Origin of the sequence: Daejeonella sp. (assembly GCF_044348475.1) — a bacterium.
In the GTDB taxonomy this organism is placed as follows: domain Bacteria; phylum Bacteroidota; class Bacteroidia; order Sphingobacteriales; family Sphingobacteriaceae; genus Daejeonella.
Window position 1 is genome coordinate 17,814 of the sequence record NZ_JBIKSU010000022.1, and the last position, 16,977, is coordinate 34,790.

General features: G+C 38.0%; 17 protein-coding genes. 7 read left to right on the forward strand and 10 right to left on the reverse strand.

What is annotated here, in order from left to right; genetic code table 11:
- Window positions 1–189: 189 nt before the first annotated feature.
- Genes rsgA through ACIQZ6_RS06925 form a run of 3 tightly spaced genes read left to right on the forward strand, consistent with a single transcriptional unit; the run spans window position 190 to window position 1,901 of the window.
- Window positions 190–1,110, forward strand: a complete 921-nt coding sequence (gene rsgA / locus ACIQZ6_RS06915) for a ribosome small subunit-dependent GTPase A (protein ID WP_395809508.1) — start codon at window positions 190–192, stop codon at window positions 1,108–1,110.
- Window positions 1,107–1,559 (forward strand): D-aminoacyl-tRNA deacylase, encoded by a 453-nt coding sequence (gene dtd, locus ACIQZ6_RS06920; RefSeq protein ID WP_395809510.1) that lies wholly within the window; start codon window positions 1,107–1,109, stop codon window positions 1,557–1,559. Before rsgA ends, dtd begins: the two co-directional genes overlap by 4 nt.
- 15 nt (window positions 1,560–1,574) lie before the next feature.
- Complete coding sequence (locus ACIQZ6_RS06925) at window positions 1,575–1,901, forward strand: nucleotide pyrophosphohydrolase (protein ID WP_395809512.1); 327 nt, start codon at window positions 1,575–1,577, stop codon at window positions 1,899–1,901.
- Window positions 1,902–2,086: 185 nt separating this feature from the next.
- Here the strand turns inward: ACIQZ6_RS06925 and ACIQZ6_RS06930 are convergent, their stop codons facing one another.
- Window positions 2,087–3,481: a TlpA family protein disulfide reductase gene (locus ACIQZ6_RS06930; RefSeq protein WP_395809514.1), complete on the reverse strand. Its 1,395-nt coding sequence runs from the start codon at window positions 3,479–3,481 to the stop codon at window positions 2,087–2,089.
- A gap of 266 nt (window positions 3,482–3,747) precedes the next feature.
- The gene (locus tag ACIQZ6_RS06935) at window positions 3,748–5,859 is read right to left on the reverse strand and encodes a beta strand repeat-containing protein (RefSeq protein ID WP_395809516.1); all 2,112 of its coding nucleotides are present in this window, start codon (window positions 5,857–5,859) and stop codon (window positions 3,748–3,750) included.
- A gap of 312 nt (window positions 5,860–6,171) precedes the next feature.
- Between ACIQZ6_RS06935 and ACIQZ6_RS06940 the strand changes: the two genes are divergently transcribed.
- The gene (locus tag ACIQZ6_RS06940) at window positions 6,172–6,747 is read left to right on the forward strand and encodes a Fic family protein (protein ID WP_395809518.1); all 576 of its coding nucleotides are present in this window, start codon (window positions 6,172–6,174) and stop codon (window positions 6,745–6,747) included.
- Between the two features lie 90 nt (window positions 6,748–6,837).
- Here the strand turns inward: ACIQZ6_RS06940 and ACIQZ6_RS06945 are convergent, their stop codons facing one another.
- Window positions 6,838–8,292 carry a Gfo/Idh/MocA family protein gene (locus ACIQZ6_RS06945; protein WP_395809538.1) on the reverse strand — a complete coding sequence of 485 codons (1,455 nt, stop codon included), beginning with the start codon at window positions 8,290–8,292 and terminating at the stop codon, window positions 6,838–6,840.
- Window positions 8,293–8,485: 193 nt separating this feature from the next.
- On the opposite strand from ACIQZ6_RS06945, the gene ACIQZ6_RS06950 reads away from it, so the two are divergent.
- The 3 genes from ACIQZ6_RS06950 (at window position 8,486) to ACIQZ6_RS06960 (ending at window position 11,894) form a co-directional block, all read left to right on the forward strand.
- A complete protein-coding gene (locus ACIQZ6_RS06950; protein WP_395809520.1) occupies window positions 8,486–9,022 on the forward strand; it encodes a CIA30 family protein in 537 nt (178 codons plus the stop codon).
- 134 nt (window positions 9,023–9,156) lie between these two features.
- Window positions 9,157–9,861 carry a class I SAM-dependent methyltransferase gene (locus ACIQZ6_RS06955; protein ID WP_395809522.1) on the forward strand — a complete coding sequence of 235 codons (705 nt, stop codon included), beginning with the start codon at window positions 9,157–9,159 and terminating at the stop codon, window positions 9,859–9,861.
- Between the two features lie 302 nt (window positions 9,862–10,163).
- Window positions 10,164–11,894 carry an FAD-dependent oxidoreductase gene (locus ACIQZ6_RS06960; protein WP_395809524.1) on the forward strand — a complete coding sequence of 577 codons (1,731 nt, stop codon included), beginning with the start codon at window positions 10,164–10,166 and terminating at the stop codon, window positions 11,892–11,894.
- A gap of 194 nt (window positions 11,895–12,088) precedes the next feature.
- Here the strand turns inward: ACIQZ6_RS06960 and ACIQZ6_RS06965 are convergent, their stop codons facing one another.
- The 7 genes from ACIQZ6_RS06965 to ACIQZ6_RS06995 all read right to left on the reverse strand — a co-directional run bounded on the left by ACIQZ6_RS06965 (window position 12,089) and on the right by ACIQZ6_RS06995 (window position 16,950).
- Complete coding sequence (locus ACIQZ6_RS06965; protein ID WP_395809526.1) at window positions 12,089–12,655, reverse strand: 1-acyl-sn-glycerol-3-phosphate acyltransferase; 567 nt, start codon at window positions 12,653–12,655, stop codon at window positions 12,089–12,091.
- Window positions 12,656–12,741: 86 nt separating this feature from the next.
- The gene (locus tag ACIQZ6_RS06970; RefSeq protein WP_395809528.1) at window positions 12,742–13,563 is read right to left on the reverse strand and encodes an alpha/beta fold hydrolase; all 822 of its coding nucleotides are present in this window, start codon (window positions 13,561–13,563) and stop codon (window positions 12,742–12,744) included.
- Window positions 13,564–13,968 (reverse strand): holo-ACP synthase, encoded by a 405-nt coding sequence (locus ACIQZ6_RS06975; protein ID WP_395809530.1) that lies wholly within the window; start codon window positions 13,966–13,968, stop codon window positions 13,564–13,566. It abuts the gene before it with no gap.
- Complete coding sequence (locus ACIQZ6_RS06980; protein ID WP_395809532.1) at window positions 13,955–14,767, reverse strand: enoyl-ACP reductase; 813 nt, start codon at window positions 14,765–14,767, stop codon at window positions 13,955–13,957. The genes ACIQZ6_RS06975 and ACIQZ6_RS06980 overlap by 14 nt, the downstream gene beginning before the upstream one ends.
- Complete coding sequence (locus tag ACIQZ6_RS06985) at window positions 14,767–16,116, reverse strand: beta-ketoacyl-[acyl-carrier-protein] synthase family protein (RefSeq protein WP_395809534.1); 1,350 nt, start codon at window positions 16,114–16,116, stop codon at window positions 14,767–14,769. The genes ACIQZ6_RS06980 and ACIQZ6_RS06985 overlap by 1 nt, the downstream gene beginning before the upstream one ends.
- 2 nt (window positions 16,117–16,118) lie before the next feature.
- A complete protein-coding gene (locus tag ACIQZ6_RS06990) occupies window positions 16,119–16,379 on the reverse strand; it encodes an acyl carrier protein (RefSeq protein ID WP_395809536.1) in 261 nt (86 codons plus the stop codon).
- Window positions 16,380–16,383: 4 nt separating this feature from the next.
- Entirely contained in the window at window positions 16,384–16,950 is a 567-nt protein-coding gene (locus ACIQZ6_RS06995; RefSeq protein ID WP_306550666.1) for a hypothetical protein, read from the reverse strand.
- Between the last annotated feature and the right edge of the window lie 27 nt (window positions 16,951–16,977).

The window sequence follows — 16,977 nt, forward strand, 5'->3', positions numbered from 1 at the left end:
TTGTACTTGTTGTGGTGTAAAAAGTAGTTGTCATTTGTTTTTTTGTATGCCGTAAATTACGGCCTTAATTTTTGAATAAACAACTGTTTATTAACTTATTTTGAAAAAAGATTGTTTTTTTAATAAACCAGCAACAAATTGACCAATAATTACAGAATACATCATCAAGGTTTTATCTTTGCAAAGCAGATGGACGGACTAGTAATAAAATCAACAGGGAGCTGGTACGAAGTTTTAACTGACGAAGGGAAGTCTGTAAACTGTCGTATAAAAGGAAAATTCAGAACCCTGGATATCAAAACTACAAATCCAATTGCTGTAGGCGATCGTGTACAAATAGATCCAGAGCCTGATCAAGAAACAGGACTTATTACTGCACTTCATCCCCGCAAAAATTACATTATCCGTAAATCTGTAAACCTTTCCAAACAAGCACAGATTATTGCGGCAAATTTAGATCAGGCGTTTTTAATTGTTACGCTGGCCTCTCCGCGTACTTCTATGGGTTTTATTGACCGATTTCTGGTCACTGCAGAAGCTTATGAAATTCCTGCAAAGCTCATCTTCAATAAGTTGGATCTGTTTAATGAAGATGGCCTTGAAATTCTTGAAGAATACCAATCAATTTATGAAAATGCAGGTTACCCATGCTATAGCGTTTCGGCGCTCAAAGAAACTAATCTAGATCAACTAAGAGAGTTATTAAAAGATAAAGTAACACTTGTGAGCGGGCATTCAGGGGTTGGCAAATCAACACTGATCAATGCCTTGCTTCCTGGAAAAGAACTTAAAACAGGCGAAATATCCGACTGGAGCGACAAAGGCAAACATACCACCACCTTTGCTGAAATGTTCCAGTTGCCATTCGGAGGATACTTAATCGATACTCCAGGAATTCGTGAACTGGGGGTTTTTGATATTGAAAAGCAGGAACTGGGCCGTTTATTTCCGGAGATCAGAAAACTAATGGGAAATTGCCGCTTTCACAATTGTAGACATATTAATGAACCCGGATGTGCTGTTTTGGATGCACTTGATAAGGGAGAGTTAGAATCTTCGCGATACGATAGCTACCTGAGTATTTATCACGATAATGAAACCAGAGGATGAGAGCAGTAATACAACGAGTGAGTCATGCATCCTGCAGTATTGAAGGTATAATTAGTGGCGAAATTGGTACTGGATTTATGGTTTTGCTAGGAATTGAAGACAGCGATACCGATGAGGACATGACTTGGCTCGCTCAAAAAATTTCGAATATGCGCGTATTTTCAGACGAGAACGGCTTGATGAACAAAGCGCTGGCAGAGGTTCAGGGGAATATCCTTCTGGTGAGTCAGTTTACGCTCTTTGCCTCAACAAAAAAAGGAAACAGGCCCGGGTTTACGCGCTCGGCAAGGCCTGAATACGCTATTCCTTTGTATGAAAAAATGATTGTAGAATTAACTAAACTTACTGGAACAAAAATACAAACCGGCGTATTTGGCGCCAACATGCAAATTAGTTTGGTAAATGATGGGCCCGTTACCATTTGCATCGATACCAAAGCCAAAGAATAATATAAATCAATTCTGATGACAATAGAGGAAGCACAAAAAATAGTAGATCAGTGGATCAATACAACCGGTGTTCGTTATTTTAATGAGTTAACCAATACGGCTATCCTCATGGAAGAAGTTGGCGAGGTTGCCCGGATCATGGCTAGAACGTATGGTGAGCAATCCTTTAAAAAATCGGATGAAGGCCATGACCTTGGCGATGAACTTGCAGATGTATTGTTTGTTTTAATTTGCCTTGCCAATCAAACCGGAATTGACCTGACTGCAGCCCTTCAAAAAAATCTGGAAAAGAAAAATATTCGAGATGCCGACCGGCATAAAAATAATGAGAAGTTGAAATAAAGGCTAAAGATTTCTTAGCGTTAAAATCTTTAATTCAATATATAATCTCCATTAAGAATCAATGGATTTGGTTCTAAAAATTACCGTTCAATCAAAGATCACTATTACTCACCCTTTCAAATGCTAGATTGTATTCCTTTGATCTATCATTCAATGTGATTTTTTGAGGCATTAGTTAGCACAGTTCATTTATTCCCTTGCACCAACACCCAATCTGCCCATGCATCCATTTGTGAAATGGAGATTGGTTTAAGAATGATTTCTCGTTTATTATTTAACAAATAAAAAGTGGGTGTCCCAGACACATAATAATCTTTAACTACTTGGCTATCCCACTTTTTATAGTCGCAGTAAGCAAAAAATGGGTAGGTTTTAACCACTTGTTCAAAGGCAGCTGGTTCAGTGTCTAAAGAAATGTAGACTACATCTATGCCTAAGTTTTTCCATTTGGTGTAGTTTTGAATCAATTCAGGTAGCTCGGCCTCACATTTGGGGCACCAGCTTGCACCAAAAACAACCAAGGTATAGGGCGAGTTAATGGAAGTGAGATTACTAAATTGATTTTGGGGGAAACCATTTAAATAAGACTTATTTCCAAAATCAATTTCTGGTGCAATATTTCCCTTCTTCATGGCGCGGTAACTTTCAAGTTGCTTGGCCAAATCGCTATCAATGGTGCAAGTCACTTCATTCAGTACTTTAAGAGCCAGGTGCTCAGAAGCTTGAAACAGGCTATGCTTTTCTAATAAATCAAAAAGATGGTTGGTTACTTCATTGAATTTTTTCTCATCTTTTATCAAGTTTACTAGCATGGCATCTATTGATTTACGCATTTCGATAAATACAGAATCTATAGAGCGCCCACTATTCTCTATTAACCAAAAATGACTTTCTATGGCGTCTTTAAGTAATCCACTTTTATACAATCGCTGATCGGCATAGTTCAGTGCTCTGAATGCCGCTAGCGTAGCAGGTATCTCATCAGTGCGTTGCTGGGCAATAACTGAAACCGAGCTAACCAGTTGCCTTGCAGGTAAAAACCAGCCAACATAGCTGTCTTTGGTTAAATTGGCTAAGAAGTTTGCGTCTTCTTTTTTAATTCGAAGCTTTTCACTTTTAATTAAATTAGCCGGTGTTTTTTGAACACTAAAAAGGCTTTCTGATGCATATATTTTTTCCAAATATATCCAGGCACTCAAAGCTTGTTCTCTGCGTGGGTGTTCTTTTGCGTACTGCTCAAACCATTGATTTTCTTTTCCTTTGATGACTTTGATCGTTTCGGTATTGCTGAGTGCATTGCCAGTGATTTCAATATCTTCACCACTCAAAATCACAAATAATGGCTTATCATCGGCCAACTTTAAATAGCCTATACCATAATCAGCTTTTGAATAAGTGAGTTTGAAATTCCCCTTTTCATCTAGACTGGTGTTTGAAATAGGGTAGGTTTTTAAGCCATCAAAGCCTTCTAGGGTTATTTTTTGCCCGGTCAGTAACGATAAATTACCCGAAACAAACTGAGCAAATGCGCTACTTGTTAGCAGTAGTGTGCCTATCAATAATCTGATTTTTATTCTCATTATCCTGATGTTCTTTATTTCAAAAAGAACTGTGATTCAAAGATACCTAATTCTTGATGCACCGAACAGAGAATCCTTGTGAATGTTGGTCGCTGTAAGTTCCAGAACCTATTCCAGTTACATCTCCGGTTAATGTTATTGTTTGATTACCCGTATTCGTTCCTGATGTATTAGATAGCACACCTGACTGCGCATCGGTTACATAATTTTATTCGTACTTGCTGCTATATCTGCTGTAGTGACATCCGCTCCCGCTGTTACTAATCCTATTGCATCAAACTTCTCCAGCCGCCTGAATGATAATTTATTTGAAATTTAAAATCATCGTTTGCGCCTGATACATTTCCTGAAATTCCAAAAGAGGCCCCACTAGAATAACCTGTAGAATAGCAATTCCACATAAACCCTTGCGTTGAAACTGTTGGGGTTATCGAGAAAGTGTAGGTTTGATTTGAAGATAAGGAAACAGGAGATGCCAAATTTAGAGTTATTTCACCCGCACTGTTTATGGATACTTGGGAAGTAGCAATTGGCGTCCCTAAAGCTGATAACGCGCAGGTCGTGCCATTATTTCCACAACCACTTGGGCTACCATTATAGACATTTAGCTGATAAAGTGTAGAAGTTGATTCAGCAATAACCGAACCTACCTTGATTGTAATTGACCTTAGGTTCCCACCTCCAGAAACAAATGATTGAGCCATTCCGCTAGTAAGATTCGACCATTGGCTATTATACGAATTTCCCATATTGGTACTGCAGGATTCAGCTCCAGATAGAAATGATTCACCACCACCAGAACCATCACCAGTATAAGCTTCTATACTTTTAGTTGTTGTATTATAAATTAATAAACCTTCAGCGGGTGAAGCTATTGCATCTCGCTGAGTAGAGGTCATTCTTGGTGGTAAAAAACCTTGTGTAGTTGAACTTGCTTCTAATACTGCTGAAGAGGAAGCAGCAGATGATGCACCTACTATTACTTTGCCATTAACGGTTGCACTAGTAAAAGTTCCTGTAATTTTTGAAGCTGCTACATCTGTAACTTTTGCATTCGTGATTGCTCCATCTGCAATGGTTGTAGCATTTCCAACAGAAGTAACTGGACCTGTTAAATTCGCATTCGTTGTTACTGTTGCTGCATTACCTCCAATACTTAAATTAGCCACAGGAGTAGTTGATGTTACCACCAATGGTGCTGTTCCTGTTGCTACTGTAGAAGTAAATCCGGCTGCAGTAACCGTTCCGCTGGTTTTTACATTTGTTACATTAGTGTTACCCAACTGTATAGTATTACTAGCAGAAACCTTAGCTCTAAAGCCTAGCGCGGTAGCATTGGTTAATGCTCCTGATTCAACATCTGCCTGAGCACCAATCATTGTATTTTGACTTCCTGTCGAAATTGTTAAACCAGCTTGGCTTCCTATGCCTATGTTATAATTGCCAGTGGTATTATAAAAAAGTGTCTCATCACCAATTGCATTATTGTTTGATCCTGTAGTGTTGCTATAAAGTGGTATATATCCAAGTGCGACGTTTTTTATACCTTCTGTGTTCGTAAAAAGTGTTTGTTGTCCAATTGCTAAGTTTCTGTTCCCGTTAGTGTTATTTTCAAGAGCAAAAGTCCCAATTGCTGTATTTTCTGAACCTGTAGTATTTTTAAAAAGAGCATTAGTCCCAATTGCATTGTTTCGCCCACCCGTTGTATTGTTAGAAAGTGATGCATCACCAATTGCAACATTCTGATAACCTAAAGTGTTACTATTTAATGCTTGACCTCCAATTCTAGTATTAGATCCATTTTCACCATTTCCTCTCCCAATATTTACACTATTAACAGTGATGTCTTTTGTGAAACTACCTGTTAAAGTTCCTGCATCTGCAGTTACGGTTATATTCGCAGTACCATCAAAGGCAACCCCATTGATGGTTCTTGGGCTTGCTAATTTGGTAGCTGTTCCTGCATTACCAGTAATAGTTGTTTGATCACCAGTATTCGTTCCTGTAATAGCTGCCAATTTTGTTTTTTCTACAGTGGTATAATCATTGGATGATAAGTCCTTACCATCTACTTTGTCTACCTTGCTAGCTATGTCGGTTTGAATAGCCATCAACTTCCAGGAAGTACCGGTATAATAATAAAACCCGATAGGTGCTGTGGTTTGATAAACCAATAATCCCTGGGCAGGACTAGCAATTGCATCTTTTTGGGTAGCAGTTACTCTGGGAATTAAGATCCCTTTATTATTTGTACTTGAAGTAACTTCTAAGGCTGCCGATGGTGCAGGAGTTTTAGTTCCAATTCCAATCTGAGCAATTGCAGGTACAGTGCCAAGCATTAAAAAAAGACATATTAAACCGTGAAAAAATGATTTCATTGGAAGATGATTTTTGATTGAATATTTCTGGTTAGTGAGTAGTTTTTTGAATGTATTAATTCCTTTAAAAACCAATTTTATATCAAGATTATAAACGCTATGGGAATACAATTTTGAAAAAAAATTTTTGAATATATGTAAATTTTTTATTTAGAAAAAAAATAAAACTAATCCGTACTAAAAATTTAATTTTCAGATTACTTAAAAAATTTGGTAGAGTTCATTTTTGAAAATAATGAAGAAAACACTGTCCGTAGAATTTAGCGCCCCGTTTTATTATAGGTTCGTAACTATCCGTAGAGGCGCTGCCTCTTGAATTGGTTTAATCAAAACAACAAAATTGACTTAGTATTAAAAGCCTCAATAGCGCATCTTTGGTTTGTTACTATTCACCCATTTGATGATGGAAATGGACGTATAACAAGAGCTTTAACAGATATGTTATTAGCACAGGCTGACAAGAGTAATCAAAGATTCTATAGCATGTCTGCTCAAATAAGAATCGAACGAAAACAATACTATGATATTCTTGAAAAAACCCAGAAAGGTGATTTAAATATTACAAATTGGATACAATGGTTTTTACAGTGTTTAATCAATGCACTTAATTCAACAGAAGAAGTTCTTGTTAAGGTTTTATCTAAAGGTAATTTCTGGCAAATACATTCAAAGACTATTATCAATGAAAGGCAGAAGAAGCTAATTAATAAACTCTTAGACAGTTTTGATGGCAAATTAACATCATCTAAATGGGCTAAAATTGCTAAATGCTCAAAAGATACCGCTATTCGAGATATAAATGACTTAATTGAGAAAGAAATACTGCGTAAAGAAGAAGCTGGAGGAAGAAGTACAAATTATAAATTAAATAGAAATGCCAGCAGGTAACAGCGCACAGCCGCCATTGAAAAAACGGCGGCTGTGCGCAAAACGTTATACCTCATTTAAAAAATAAAACCGATACTATATACCTTCAATCTAAAGTGTCAATTCACCCCAACCATCACGATATTGACGCTTAACGAATTGATTTGCAGCATCGAAGTTGGTCACACGCATATTTTGGTTATCCCAAAGTAATTTAGTGTTTGAACCTGGATAATGCATTCCGTTTCCTGTGTTACGAGCGAAAGGCATGTCAGCCACACGTATAGCCAAGTTAGCCATCAAAATAGCCTCAGTCAAAGGACCCGCTAAATCAAATGGAGAACTTAATTGTTTTTTACCATAACCAGCAATTGCACCTTCCACCCATTGAGCATAATGTCCATCCGCACTGCCAGGAACACGCTCTAATTTGAGAGGTACTTTCACTTCTTGATTTCTAGATAAAGGCAATAAACGAGGATTAGCCGCATATTCGCTAGCCATCATTTTTCCTTTGGTACCAATAAACAAGATACCTGAATTTCCATCACCAAACATCTCGTCAGGTCCTAATTCTTCAGGACGCTCTGGCTTAATTCCACCATCCATCCAGTGCATCGTTACAGGTCCTTTTGTACGATCTGTTTTAGGGAAAGTCAAAGTTGCATGACTTGATGGAGGGCAAGAGTCTAAGAATACCCCTCTTTTCCCAAAAGCGGTAAATACACTACTTACACTTGCTTGAACATCTGAAGCATACTTCAAACCTAAGACACGGAAAGGAGCTTCCATTAAGTGGCACCCTAAATCACCCAAAGCACCTGTACCATAATCCCACCATCCACGCCATGAGCCTGGAATTAAGTTTTCAACATAATCTTTTTGAGGAGCAGTACCCAACCATAAATCCCAATCTAATCCAGCTGGAACGGCAGGCTTAGTAGAAGGCCAAGGAATACCTTGTGGCCAAATAGGTCTGTTGGTCCAAATCTGAACCGTATGAACATCACCAATAATGTCTGCATCATACCATTCTACCAATTGGCGCACTCCGTCTCCAGAGCTACCTTGGTTACCCATTTGAGTAACTACTTTATATTTTGCTGCAGCTTGGGTCAACATACGAGCCTCGAAAATATCGTGAGTCATTGGTTTTTGCACGTAAACGTGCTTGCCCAATTGCATCGCAGCCATGGCTTGAACCGCATGGTTATGATCTGGTGTAGAAACAGAAACGGCATCGAAATTCTTCGATTCCACATCCATCATTTTACGCCAATCCTTGTAATATTTTGCTTTTGGATAAGCAGCAATTGCACCTTTAGCCATGCGATCATCCACATCACATAAATAACCAATATCCGCTTTACCACTATCATAGAAGTATTTTAAATCTGATTTACCTTTACCACCAACTCCGATACCAGCTACCACTAATTTATCGCTAGGAGCTAAAAAACCTTTACCGCCTAATACGTGACGAGGTACAATCATGAATCCTGCCGAAACTATGGAGGCTGATTTCAAAAACTCCCGACGGGATTCCAATATTTTTTTCTTTTTCATTAGGTTTATAATCTGAACATTAAAGCTAAATAAAAAATTGTAATTTTTAAACCTGTAAATAGTCAGCAAAAAATATTCTGAATTACATCAAAACTAAGAGAGTATTTTCAAACTACGTGCTCTTAAATAACTGATTATCTTCCATATATTTAATGATTAATTGAATGAATAAGACATCATACATTTGACACTTATGAAATTTATCCTATTGTTTATGACGCTAAGCCTGTTTGTTCAAACAAATACCAATGAGATCTATAAATTCACAACATTAACAAAAGTGAATGAGTGGCGAATTGTAAACGATGGTGTGATGGGTGGAATCTCAAAAAGTTCCTTGATCTTAAATGATTTGGGAAATGGGCAATTTATGGGTCATGTTTCATTGGCAAACAATGGAGGATTTGCTTCAATACAATTGAATAAGACAATCAAATTAGCGGATGAAAAAAAGTTTATCCTATTGCGTATAAAAGGAGATGGTAAGGCGTATGAATTTCGTTTAAAAAGTCGAATTTATGGGCAGGAGTCTTATGTATACCCATTTATGACAACAGGCGAGTGGGAAATTATTAAGTTGCCAATAAGTGAATTTTATCCTCAAATTTTTGGGCGTAAATTAAATAGACCCAATTTTAATTTTAAAAGTATTGAGCAATTGAGTTTCTTGATAGCCAATAAGCAAGAAGAAGATTTTAGACTACTGATTGATTGGATAGGTTTGGAGTAACCGAGATTATCAGTAATATCTGTTATCAAACAAGGCAACGCTCGCAAATATCTTTTGAATGGACCTGCAAATGCAATTATCTACTTCCATTAATTCTCGTTTTGGTTACATTATTGACTTTGAAATCTAATTATATGCATACATTAAAACCTTATATACTGCTTTTTGCTTTTTTATCGCTCTCTATGTTTTCAGTGGGTCAAAATCGTTATCAAATAAAGACTGGCGACCCAAACGGCATTAAAAAATGGTACATGGGCAGACAAATTGCACAAGTAATGAGTCATTATGGAATAGATTGGCTTGAAAGGGAAGAAAGACAAAGGGAAGAAAATACCTCTCTATTATTAAAAAATTTAGCCGTAAAACCAGGTATGTTTATTGCTGATATAGGAGCGGGTAGTGGCTACCATAGTGCATTACTTTCAAAAATGGTAGGAAGTGGTAAAGTTTTTGCAGTTGACGTTGAGCCAGAAATGATTGCTTACTTAAACGAAAGAATCAAGAAAGAAAAATTGTCACGTATAGTACCTGTATTGAGCACAGAACAAAAAGTATCTTTACCAGAAAACACCATTGACATGATGTTGTTAGTAGACGTATACCACGAATTTTCTTATCCTTATGAAATGGCTTTATCAATGCGATCTGCATTAAAACCTGGGGGTAAATTAGTGCTTGTAGAGTTTAGGTCTGAAGATTCAACTGTACCCATTAAAACCATTCATAAAATGAGTGAAGCGCAGGCCATTAAAGAATTAAAAGCAGCAGGTTTTGTATTTGATAAAAACATAGATAATCTGCCATGGCAGCACTGCATGGTTTTTACAAAGCAGTAATTTAACTATAAGAAATCAGTAACAAATTAAGAGGCAAGCAATATGACCTAATTGTTTCAATTGAAATAGGCCACCACCCATTGAAAACATTAAATTTGATTTCAATTAAAACAGTGCCCTAAAAATAAATTGAAGAAAGAAATTGTCATTGTTTGGTTTAAAAGAGATTTGCGTTTTACAGACCATGAAGCACTTTTTTATGCTCAAAAACAAAGCTTGCTTGCTGAAAACGCCAATCAAAAGCAAAAATCCAAATATTTCATTATTTTTATTTTCAGGATTCAAAATAAGCTCATAAACCCATGTTTACAGTCAAATTCAATCGTCTACCCTCCAAAAAAATCAACATTCTATTCGCAGTTTTATTGATTTGGGGCAACCAGCAGGTAATCAGCCAAACTACTCAATCGTTTGACATCGTTGTCTATGGCGGAACATCCGCAGGCATATCTTCAGCAATACAAAGCTCAAGATTGGGTAAAAAAGTGATTTTAATAGAGCCAACGAATAGGATCGGCGGGCTAACAACCGGAGGATTAGGACAGACCGATATTGGAAATAAGCAGGCTATTGGTGGAATATCCAGAGAGTTTTATCAGAATGTAAAAAGCTATTACCAAAAACCAGAGAACTGGAACTGGCAAAAACGAGAAACGTATCGCGATGGCGGACAAACAACTTCTGCGGCAAATGAAGATGCCATGTGGACCTTTGAACCATCAGCAGCGCTTAAGATCTATAAAGACATGCTGAGCAAGGAGAAAAATATTACCCTAGTATATTCACAGCGATTAAACCGAAAAACAGGGGTCAAAAAAACATCTGGAAAAATATCATCCATTCAAATGGAAAGCGGTCAAATCTACTCGGGCAAAATGTTCATTGACGCCACCTATGAAGGCGATCTAATGGCAGCTGCAGGCATCACTTATACTGTTGGGCGCGAGTCAAATGCGCAATACGGAGAATCTTTGAATGGCATTCAGGCAAATAAAGTAAGTTTAACGCTCCGCAAAACAGTTTCCATGAACGGTGCGTATCATAATTTTATTGATGGCGTTGATCCATACATTAAAAAGGGAGATCCAAAAAGTGGTTTACTCCCATTCATCAATCCTGGCAAACCAGGAATTGACGGTAAAGGCGATACCAAAATACAAGCCTATTGCTACCGAATGACATTAACCAACCACCCCGATAATCGGATTTTGTTTAGTAAGCCTGCAGGTTATAACGAATTGGATTATGAATTACTACTCCGGAATTATGAAGCTGCTGAAGGGCCTGTAGAGAAAATGTATGAATATGGTGATCCGCTGGTACCATGGATTAATTCAGACATGCCTAATCGTAAAACAGATACCAATAACCAAAAAGGTTTTTCTACAGATTTTATCGGTCAGAATTATACCTACCCAGAAGCAACGTATCAGGAACGTGAAAAAATTGCTCAGCGCCACAAACAGTATCAGCAGGGTTTAATGTGGACGCTTGCATATCATCCCCGCATCCCAGCTAAAGTTAGAGCAGCTGTTTCTCAATGGGGAACCTGCAAAGATGAGTATGACAGTAAAGATGGATGGCAATCCCAATTATACATCCGTGAAGCTAGGCGAATGATCAGTGAATATGTAATGAGTCAAAAAAACTGTGAGAAGTTTGAGGTGGTTCAAGATCCTGTTGGCATGGGCGCATACGGAATGGACTCTCACAACATTCAGCGATACGTTGATGTGAATGGCTATGTTAAAAATGAAGGCAATGTGGAAGCGCATGTAGCTAGTCCTTTTCCGGTAAGTTACCGCAGCATTGTACCTAAAAAATCGGAGGCTAGCAACCTCTTTGTTCCGGTTTGTATCTCTGCTACGCATATTGCCTTTGGATCAATCCGGATGGAGCCTGTTTTCATGGTTTTAGGGCAATCGGCAGCGATTGCCGCATCCATGGCGATTGATAATAATTATGCCATTCAGGATATTCCTTACAAAGAATTAGAAGCTAATTTGCTGAAAAATAAACAGGTGCTTCAATAGAAAATTAGGTATCTCGGAAAATTTCAGTAAAACAAATTATAGCAGCTGGAATACGATTTGCGTTAACGATGGTAGCGGCATCCTTTTTGGCTATTTGAGGCCAAAAAGATAGAGCGGACAGCGTGTTTAAACGCCCAAATAAATCTTATCTAAATTCAGTAAGATGCATGATAAACCTGATTGAAATCGTTTAATTACTTATCCTGCTGTTCTGAAAACCTGAAATTCTTTTTCATTGATTTAAGGTGATGATCATTCACTTGCTTTTTCAGATTTTCAAGATCGAAGTTTTGATTGGTACCACAATCGAGCATATTGAAATAAATAGAAGGTTTAAGGCTCTCTAAAAATTCGGGGATGTTGCTGCTCCAAATCAGTTGGCAATTGCCTTTAATCTTTGGAACTATTTGAGATAGTCCATCTTTAAAAACTATCTCTCTGACATGGCTTGACTCCAGGTTACCTTGAGGATAAAAAAGCAATAAATTACCCGGAACCGACAATATTTCTGCGGCATATTCCAGGCTTTCATTAACAGAACGGCCATAAGGCGCGATAGAGAATGCACCAAAATACCTAGACCATCTGTTCTTTTGCAATTGCTTTTTTAGGCTCATAATATAGGTGCATTTTACGGTATCCTCCTTATAAATTGCATGTAAACCCAAATAACTGGCAAGCATCGTATCCCAGAAACTAAAATGATTACACATTAATAAATAAGAATGGCCGGGTTTAATATCTATAGGGTAGATGACCATTTTATTGAACCGTCTCCTAACTAATTTTGTAAGGAGCATAAAACTCCATAAGAGCAATTTTTGGGGAAGTGGTTTGGCCTTGATAATCATGCTAATATCGCTGATAAGGTATCTGCAAAGTTCTTGTTGATCAGTTCATGGTTCTCATCTAAAACGATCACCTCTGCTGATTTTAATTTTGATATTAAGTAGTTACCTATTTTCTTTGGATACATTTTATCTCGTTTACCAAATACAAATATACTTTTTACCTGATGCTGCTGGAGTGCTTGCTCTAGCCTGACAAAATCTGTGTCCAGAAAACGAAGATAGGTAAGTGAGGCATAAAAATCTAGTCTGAGCTCCTTGGTACCAATTTCTTTCAGTAAAATTTCATGATTTTTTGAATCAATAAGCCCCAATTTTCGATAAAAATCAAGAAAATGAAGTATAGCTTTATCGCTATGGGCTAACTTCTCTATAATCTTATTGCCAATCTTGTTGGTGCTAAAAAAACGGATCAGCACCCCCGGATTCAATGCTGACGGAGCTGCAACAATATACTCATTGATCCGTTGAGCAAGTTCCTCTGCAATAGCAGTGGCATAGTGAGTACCCATTGAATATCCAATCACAGAAAATTGACCGATATTTTCATGTGCACAGAAATGCATAAAAAGTTCAGCCAGCTCCTTCTTACTAATGCCAATTTTGATGTGGTTAAGGCTTTGATCAACCAGCTTCGTTTCCTTATGAAAGAAAAGGTCAAACCCATAAAAAGTATATTTTGCACCTAACTTTTCTTCCAGTATCCTGAATTGCTTTCCGTGCATGCCATAACCATGAAAACATAACATCGCATTTGGGCCATTACCATATTTATAGTAGTGGAGTTTTACGAGTGAATTCTCAAAATAGTGGCTCGTCATTTATTTACCAGGCATTAAAAGGGCAATAGCCCATGCGTATTCGCCATCATGGGATATAGATAAATTAATACTATAAGGTGTTTGTTGCCCATGGATTGTTACTGTTGGTTTTCCGGCAATTTTTTCTCGGGTTATTTCAATCTTTTTCCATGAGATGGCAGCAGCGTCATATTGCTTCAAAGCTTTGTAAACCGCTTCTTTGGCAGCCCATGTTGAGGCATATCTGATTATAGAGTCATCAAAAAGCTCACAATACGCTAATTCATTAGTGGTATACACCTTGCTCTTGAATTCTTCTGTCAGAGACTTCTCAAAATCAGGGATAAAAACAAGATCATTCCCTACAAAAGTTTGCCCTTGTATGATTAGATTAACCGGAATAGTTAGAATTTCATTCTTCATCATTTGGCACTCCCATTATATTGAATCCACCATCAACAAAATGAAGGTTACCAGTCACATTTGTAGAGAGGTCAGAAAAGTAATAAAGTGCTGCATTCCCAACATCGTTTGCGCTAACATTGCCCAGCGGAGCCGCCAACTTGCCGAGCTTTCTCAACCTGCGAATACCACTTACAGCTCCAGATGAGGTGGTCATGATCAATCCAGCTGATAGTGCATTTACACGTATATTTTGCCCCCTGAAATGGTCTGCAAGGTAAAGAACTATATTTTCTAGTGCCGCTTTATTGATACCCATACCGGCATAGCCTGAAAAAACGCGCTGGGATGCATTATAGGTAAGCGTTAAGATTGAGGCGTTCTTAGCTAGGAGCTCTTTGGCAGATCGGCAGATTCGGATTAATGAATAGGCGCTAATGTTAAAAGAGTCCATCAAATCTTCAAATGGAATGTCGAGATATGAAGGTGCAGGCTCGGTACTTCCTGGAATGCTGTAACACAATACCTTCTGATTACCATAAGCCACCCCATGTAAAATATAGTTTATTGGCCCCAATCCCTTGTATACCTTGTTAAGAAATTGATCTATTTGCTCTGAGCTCCTAACATCCACCTGAGATGCATAATTTGAATCCATTCCAGCTTTATCCATCAGGGCCAGAACTTCATCTTTGGTGTCTTCGACATAGCTCAATGCTACTTTGCATCCAGATTGGTGTAGCTTTAATGCTACATCGTAGGCGATAGAGCTATCATTCCTGACACCAAATACTACTGCAACTTTATCTTTATTATTAATCATTAATAATCATTTGATATGGACATTGCGCTATTCGTGCCTCCGAAACCATAATTAAGGCAAGTAATATGATTAATCTCTTTGGCAAAAGCCTGCTGTGGGATTAAATCCCGGTAAGCTTCAAGTGGTTTCATGGGCCCATTCCAGCTCGGCCCTGTTTGAAAATTCTCCAATTCAGGATTCAGGTTTACAGAATTCAGACAAGGAAGAACCATCTGATTTTCAAGCATCATAATAGAAGAAATTAACTCAACAGCCCCTGCAGCTCCAAGCATATGTCCAAACTGCGATTTAGGAGCACTTATATGGTAACCACTTTCACCCAATGTATCTACAACACTTAAAAGCTCGATCGAGTCGCCGGTAGGTGTTGAAGTACCATGAACCTTTACTACATCAGGCCTATGTCCTGTTTCCTGGAGCAAGCCTTTCCATAAACGCTGTTGTCCGGCAAAAGATGGATAGAACATATCTCCATCGCCATCAGAATTATTAAAATAAGTATCAATAACAGCCAAGATCTTTGCACCTCTAGACTTTGCCATTTCATATTCTTCAAGGGCAACAATGCCACCACCGAATGAGCAGACAAAGCCATTTCTATTTTTATCAAATGGGCGCGAGCTTTCTTGGGGGCTAAATCCTCGGCTCAGCACTTGCATGGCATCAAATCCAATAAATGTTTCTAGGGCAGTTCCTTCTACTCCACCTGCAATTGCACGATCCTGAAAACCATATTTAATCAGGCGATATGCATGCCCGATATTCCCTAAACCGGTTGCGCAGGCAGAACCTATAGATTCAGAAACCCCTTTATTTTTGATCAGGCAAGATACATTGGCAGCTTCACGAAAAATCATGGTACGATCTACCGTATGTGCGCCCCCCTGCCGTGATTTAGCACCTAACTGAAAGAAAGTATGCCATGCATTTCTAAGAATTATATTTCCGGCACTTCCGGAGCTGATCACAACGGCTGTTTGCTCAGATTCAGTCTCAGCTGTGGTCCAGTTTGCCATTTTAATGGCATCAAGAGTATTCAGCATGGCCCAAATACTGCCAATGTCTGCTGTTGCAAGATTCCCATCGGGGATTCTGCTTAATTTATCGATATAAGTATCAGGATAGTTTTGAAAGATGGTAGACCAAACAACTTCTAAACCGGCTTCTTCTTCAGTAATATAGCCAGAAACAGAAGATCTAACTTTCTTACCATGGGCAAGAGCCTGATCCCATTCTCTGATCAGACTTTGATTACTAAATAGTTTTTGGTTGAAGTCGGCAAGATCTGTACAGTTCGGAAAAATCCCTCCCATACCCACTATTGCCACTTTTCTTCCTTTCAACTGCATGATCAGCCTTTTTCCTGGGTTTTGATTATTAGATTCACAGTATCCTTTACTTTAGAGCCCAAATCATCAATATCATCGTCATCAAACTCCAGATTGAATTTTTGCTCAATTTTTGCAACAATATTGATCATTTCTGTAGATGGTGTATTCAAATCTGCAATAAAATCTGTTTCTTCAGTCACAGAATTTAATTTTTCCTGATTTACTGTTCTTACTGTTCTTAAAATCTCAACTAAACCGTTAATAATCTCTTGTCTTTCCATTAATCTATTTTTGATTTAATCGTTCTTTTTTTATTCCTCTGCCAGTGACATCAAATAATTCGGCTACCAGCGTAAAATCTGTGCTAAGATCGTATTCCATTAGCTGCTTTTCGGTAAAATGACGAAAATATTCGTCTAAATCTATTCCCTTGGCAACTTTATAAATCCTGCCATCTGAAACAATTTGACGGAATTTACAAAATTTGATGTAACCAATATTAATAAAGGTATCTCCTTCCTCCAAATAATTGTGAAAAATTACTTGTCCGATACTAATAAACCGCGGGAAAAATTTTTCGCCCAATTCCAGGGGTTCAAGGCCTTCTTTCTTGCACTCTAAAAAACCATTGCAGGAGCCAGCTATTGCCTGTGCACAGGATTCTATTTGATCAACCCCTCTAAAAAGACCAAAATGATCTTCCACATCCCTGCTTTTGGGAGAATAACTTGCTACAATGCCAATTTTTGGAGAATGCCAATGATATTTATCCAATAACAATTTAGTAGGGCCGTGATGTATCATCAAATCACTGGGATGAACACCAGTAAGATTTTCTTTATCCAATATCATCGCATGCCCCCATTAATTTGAATATTG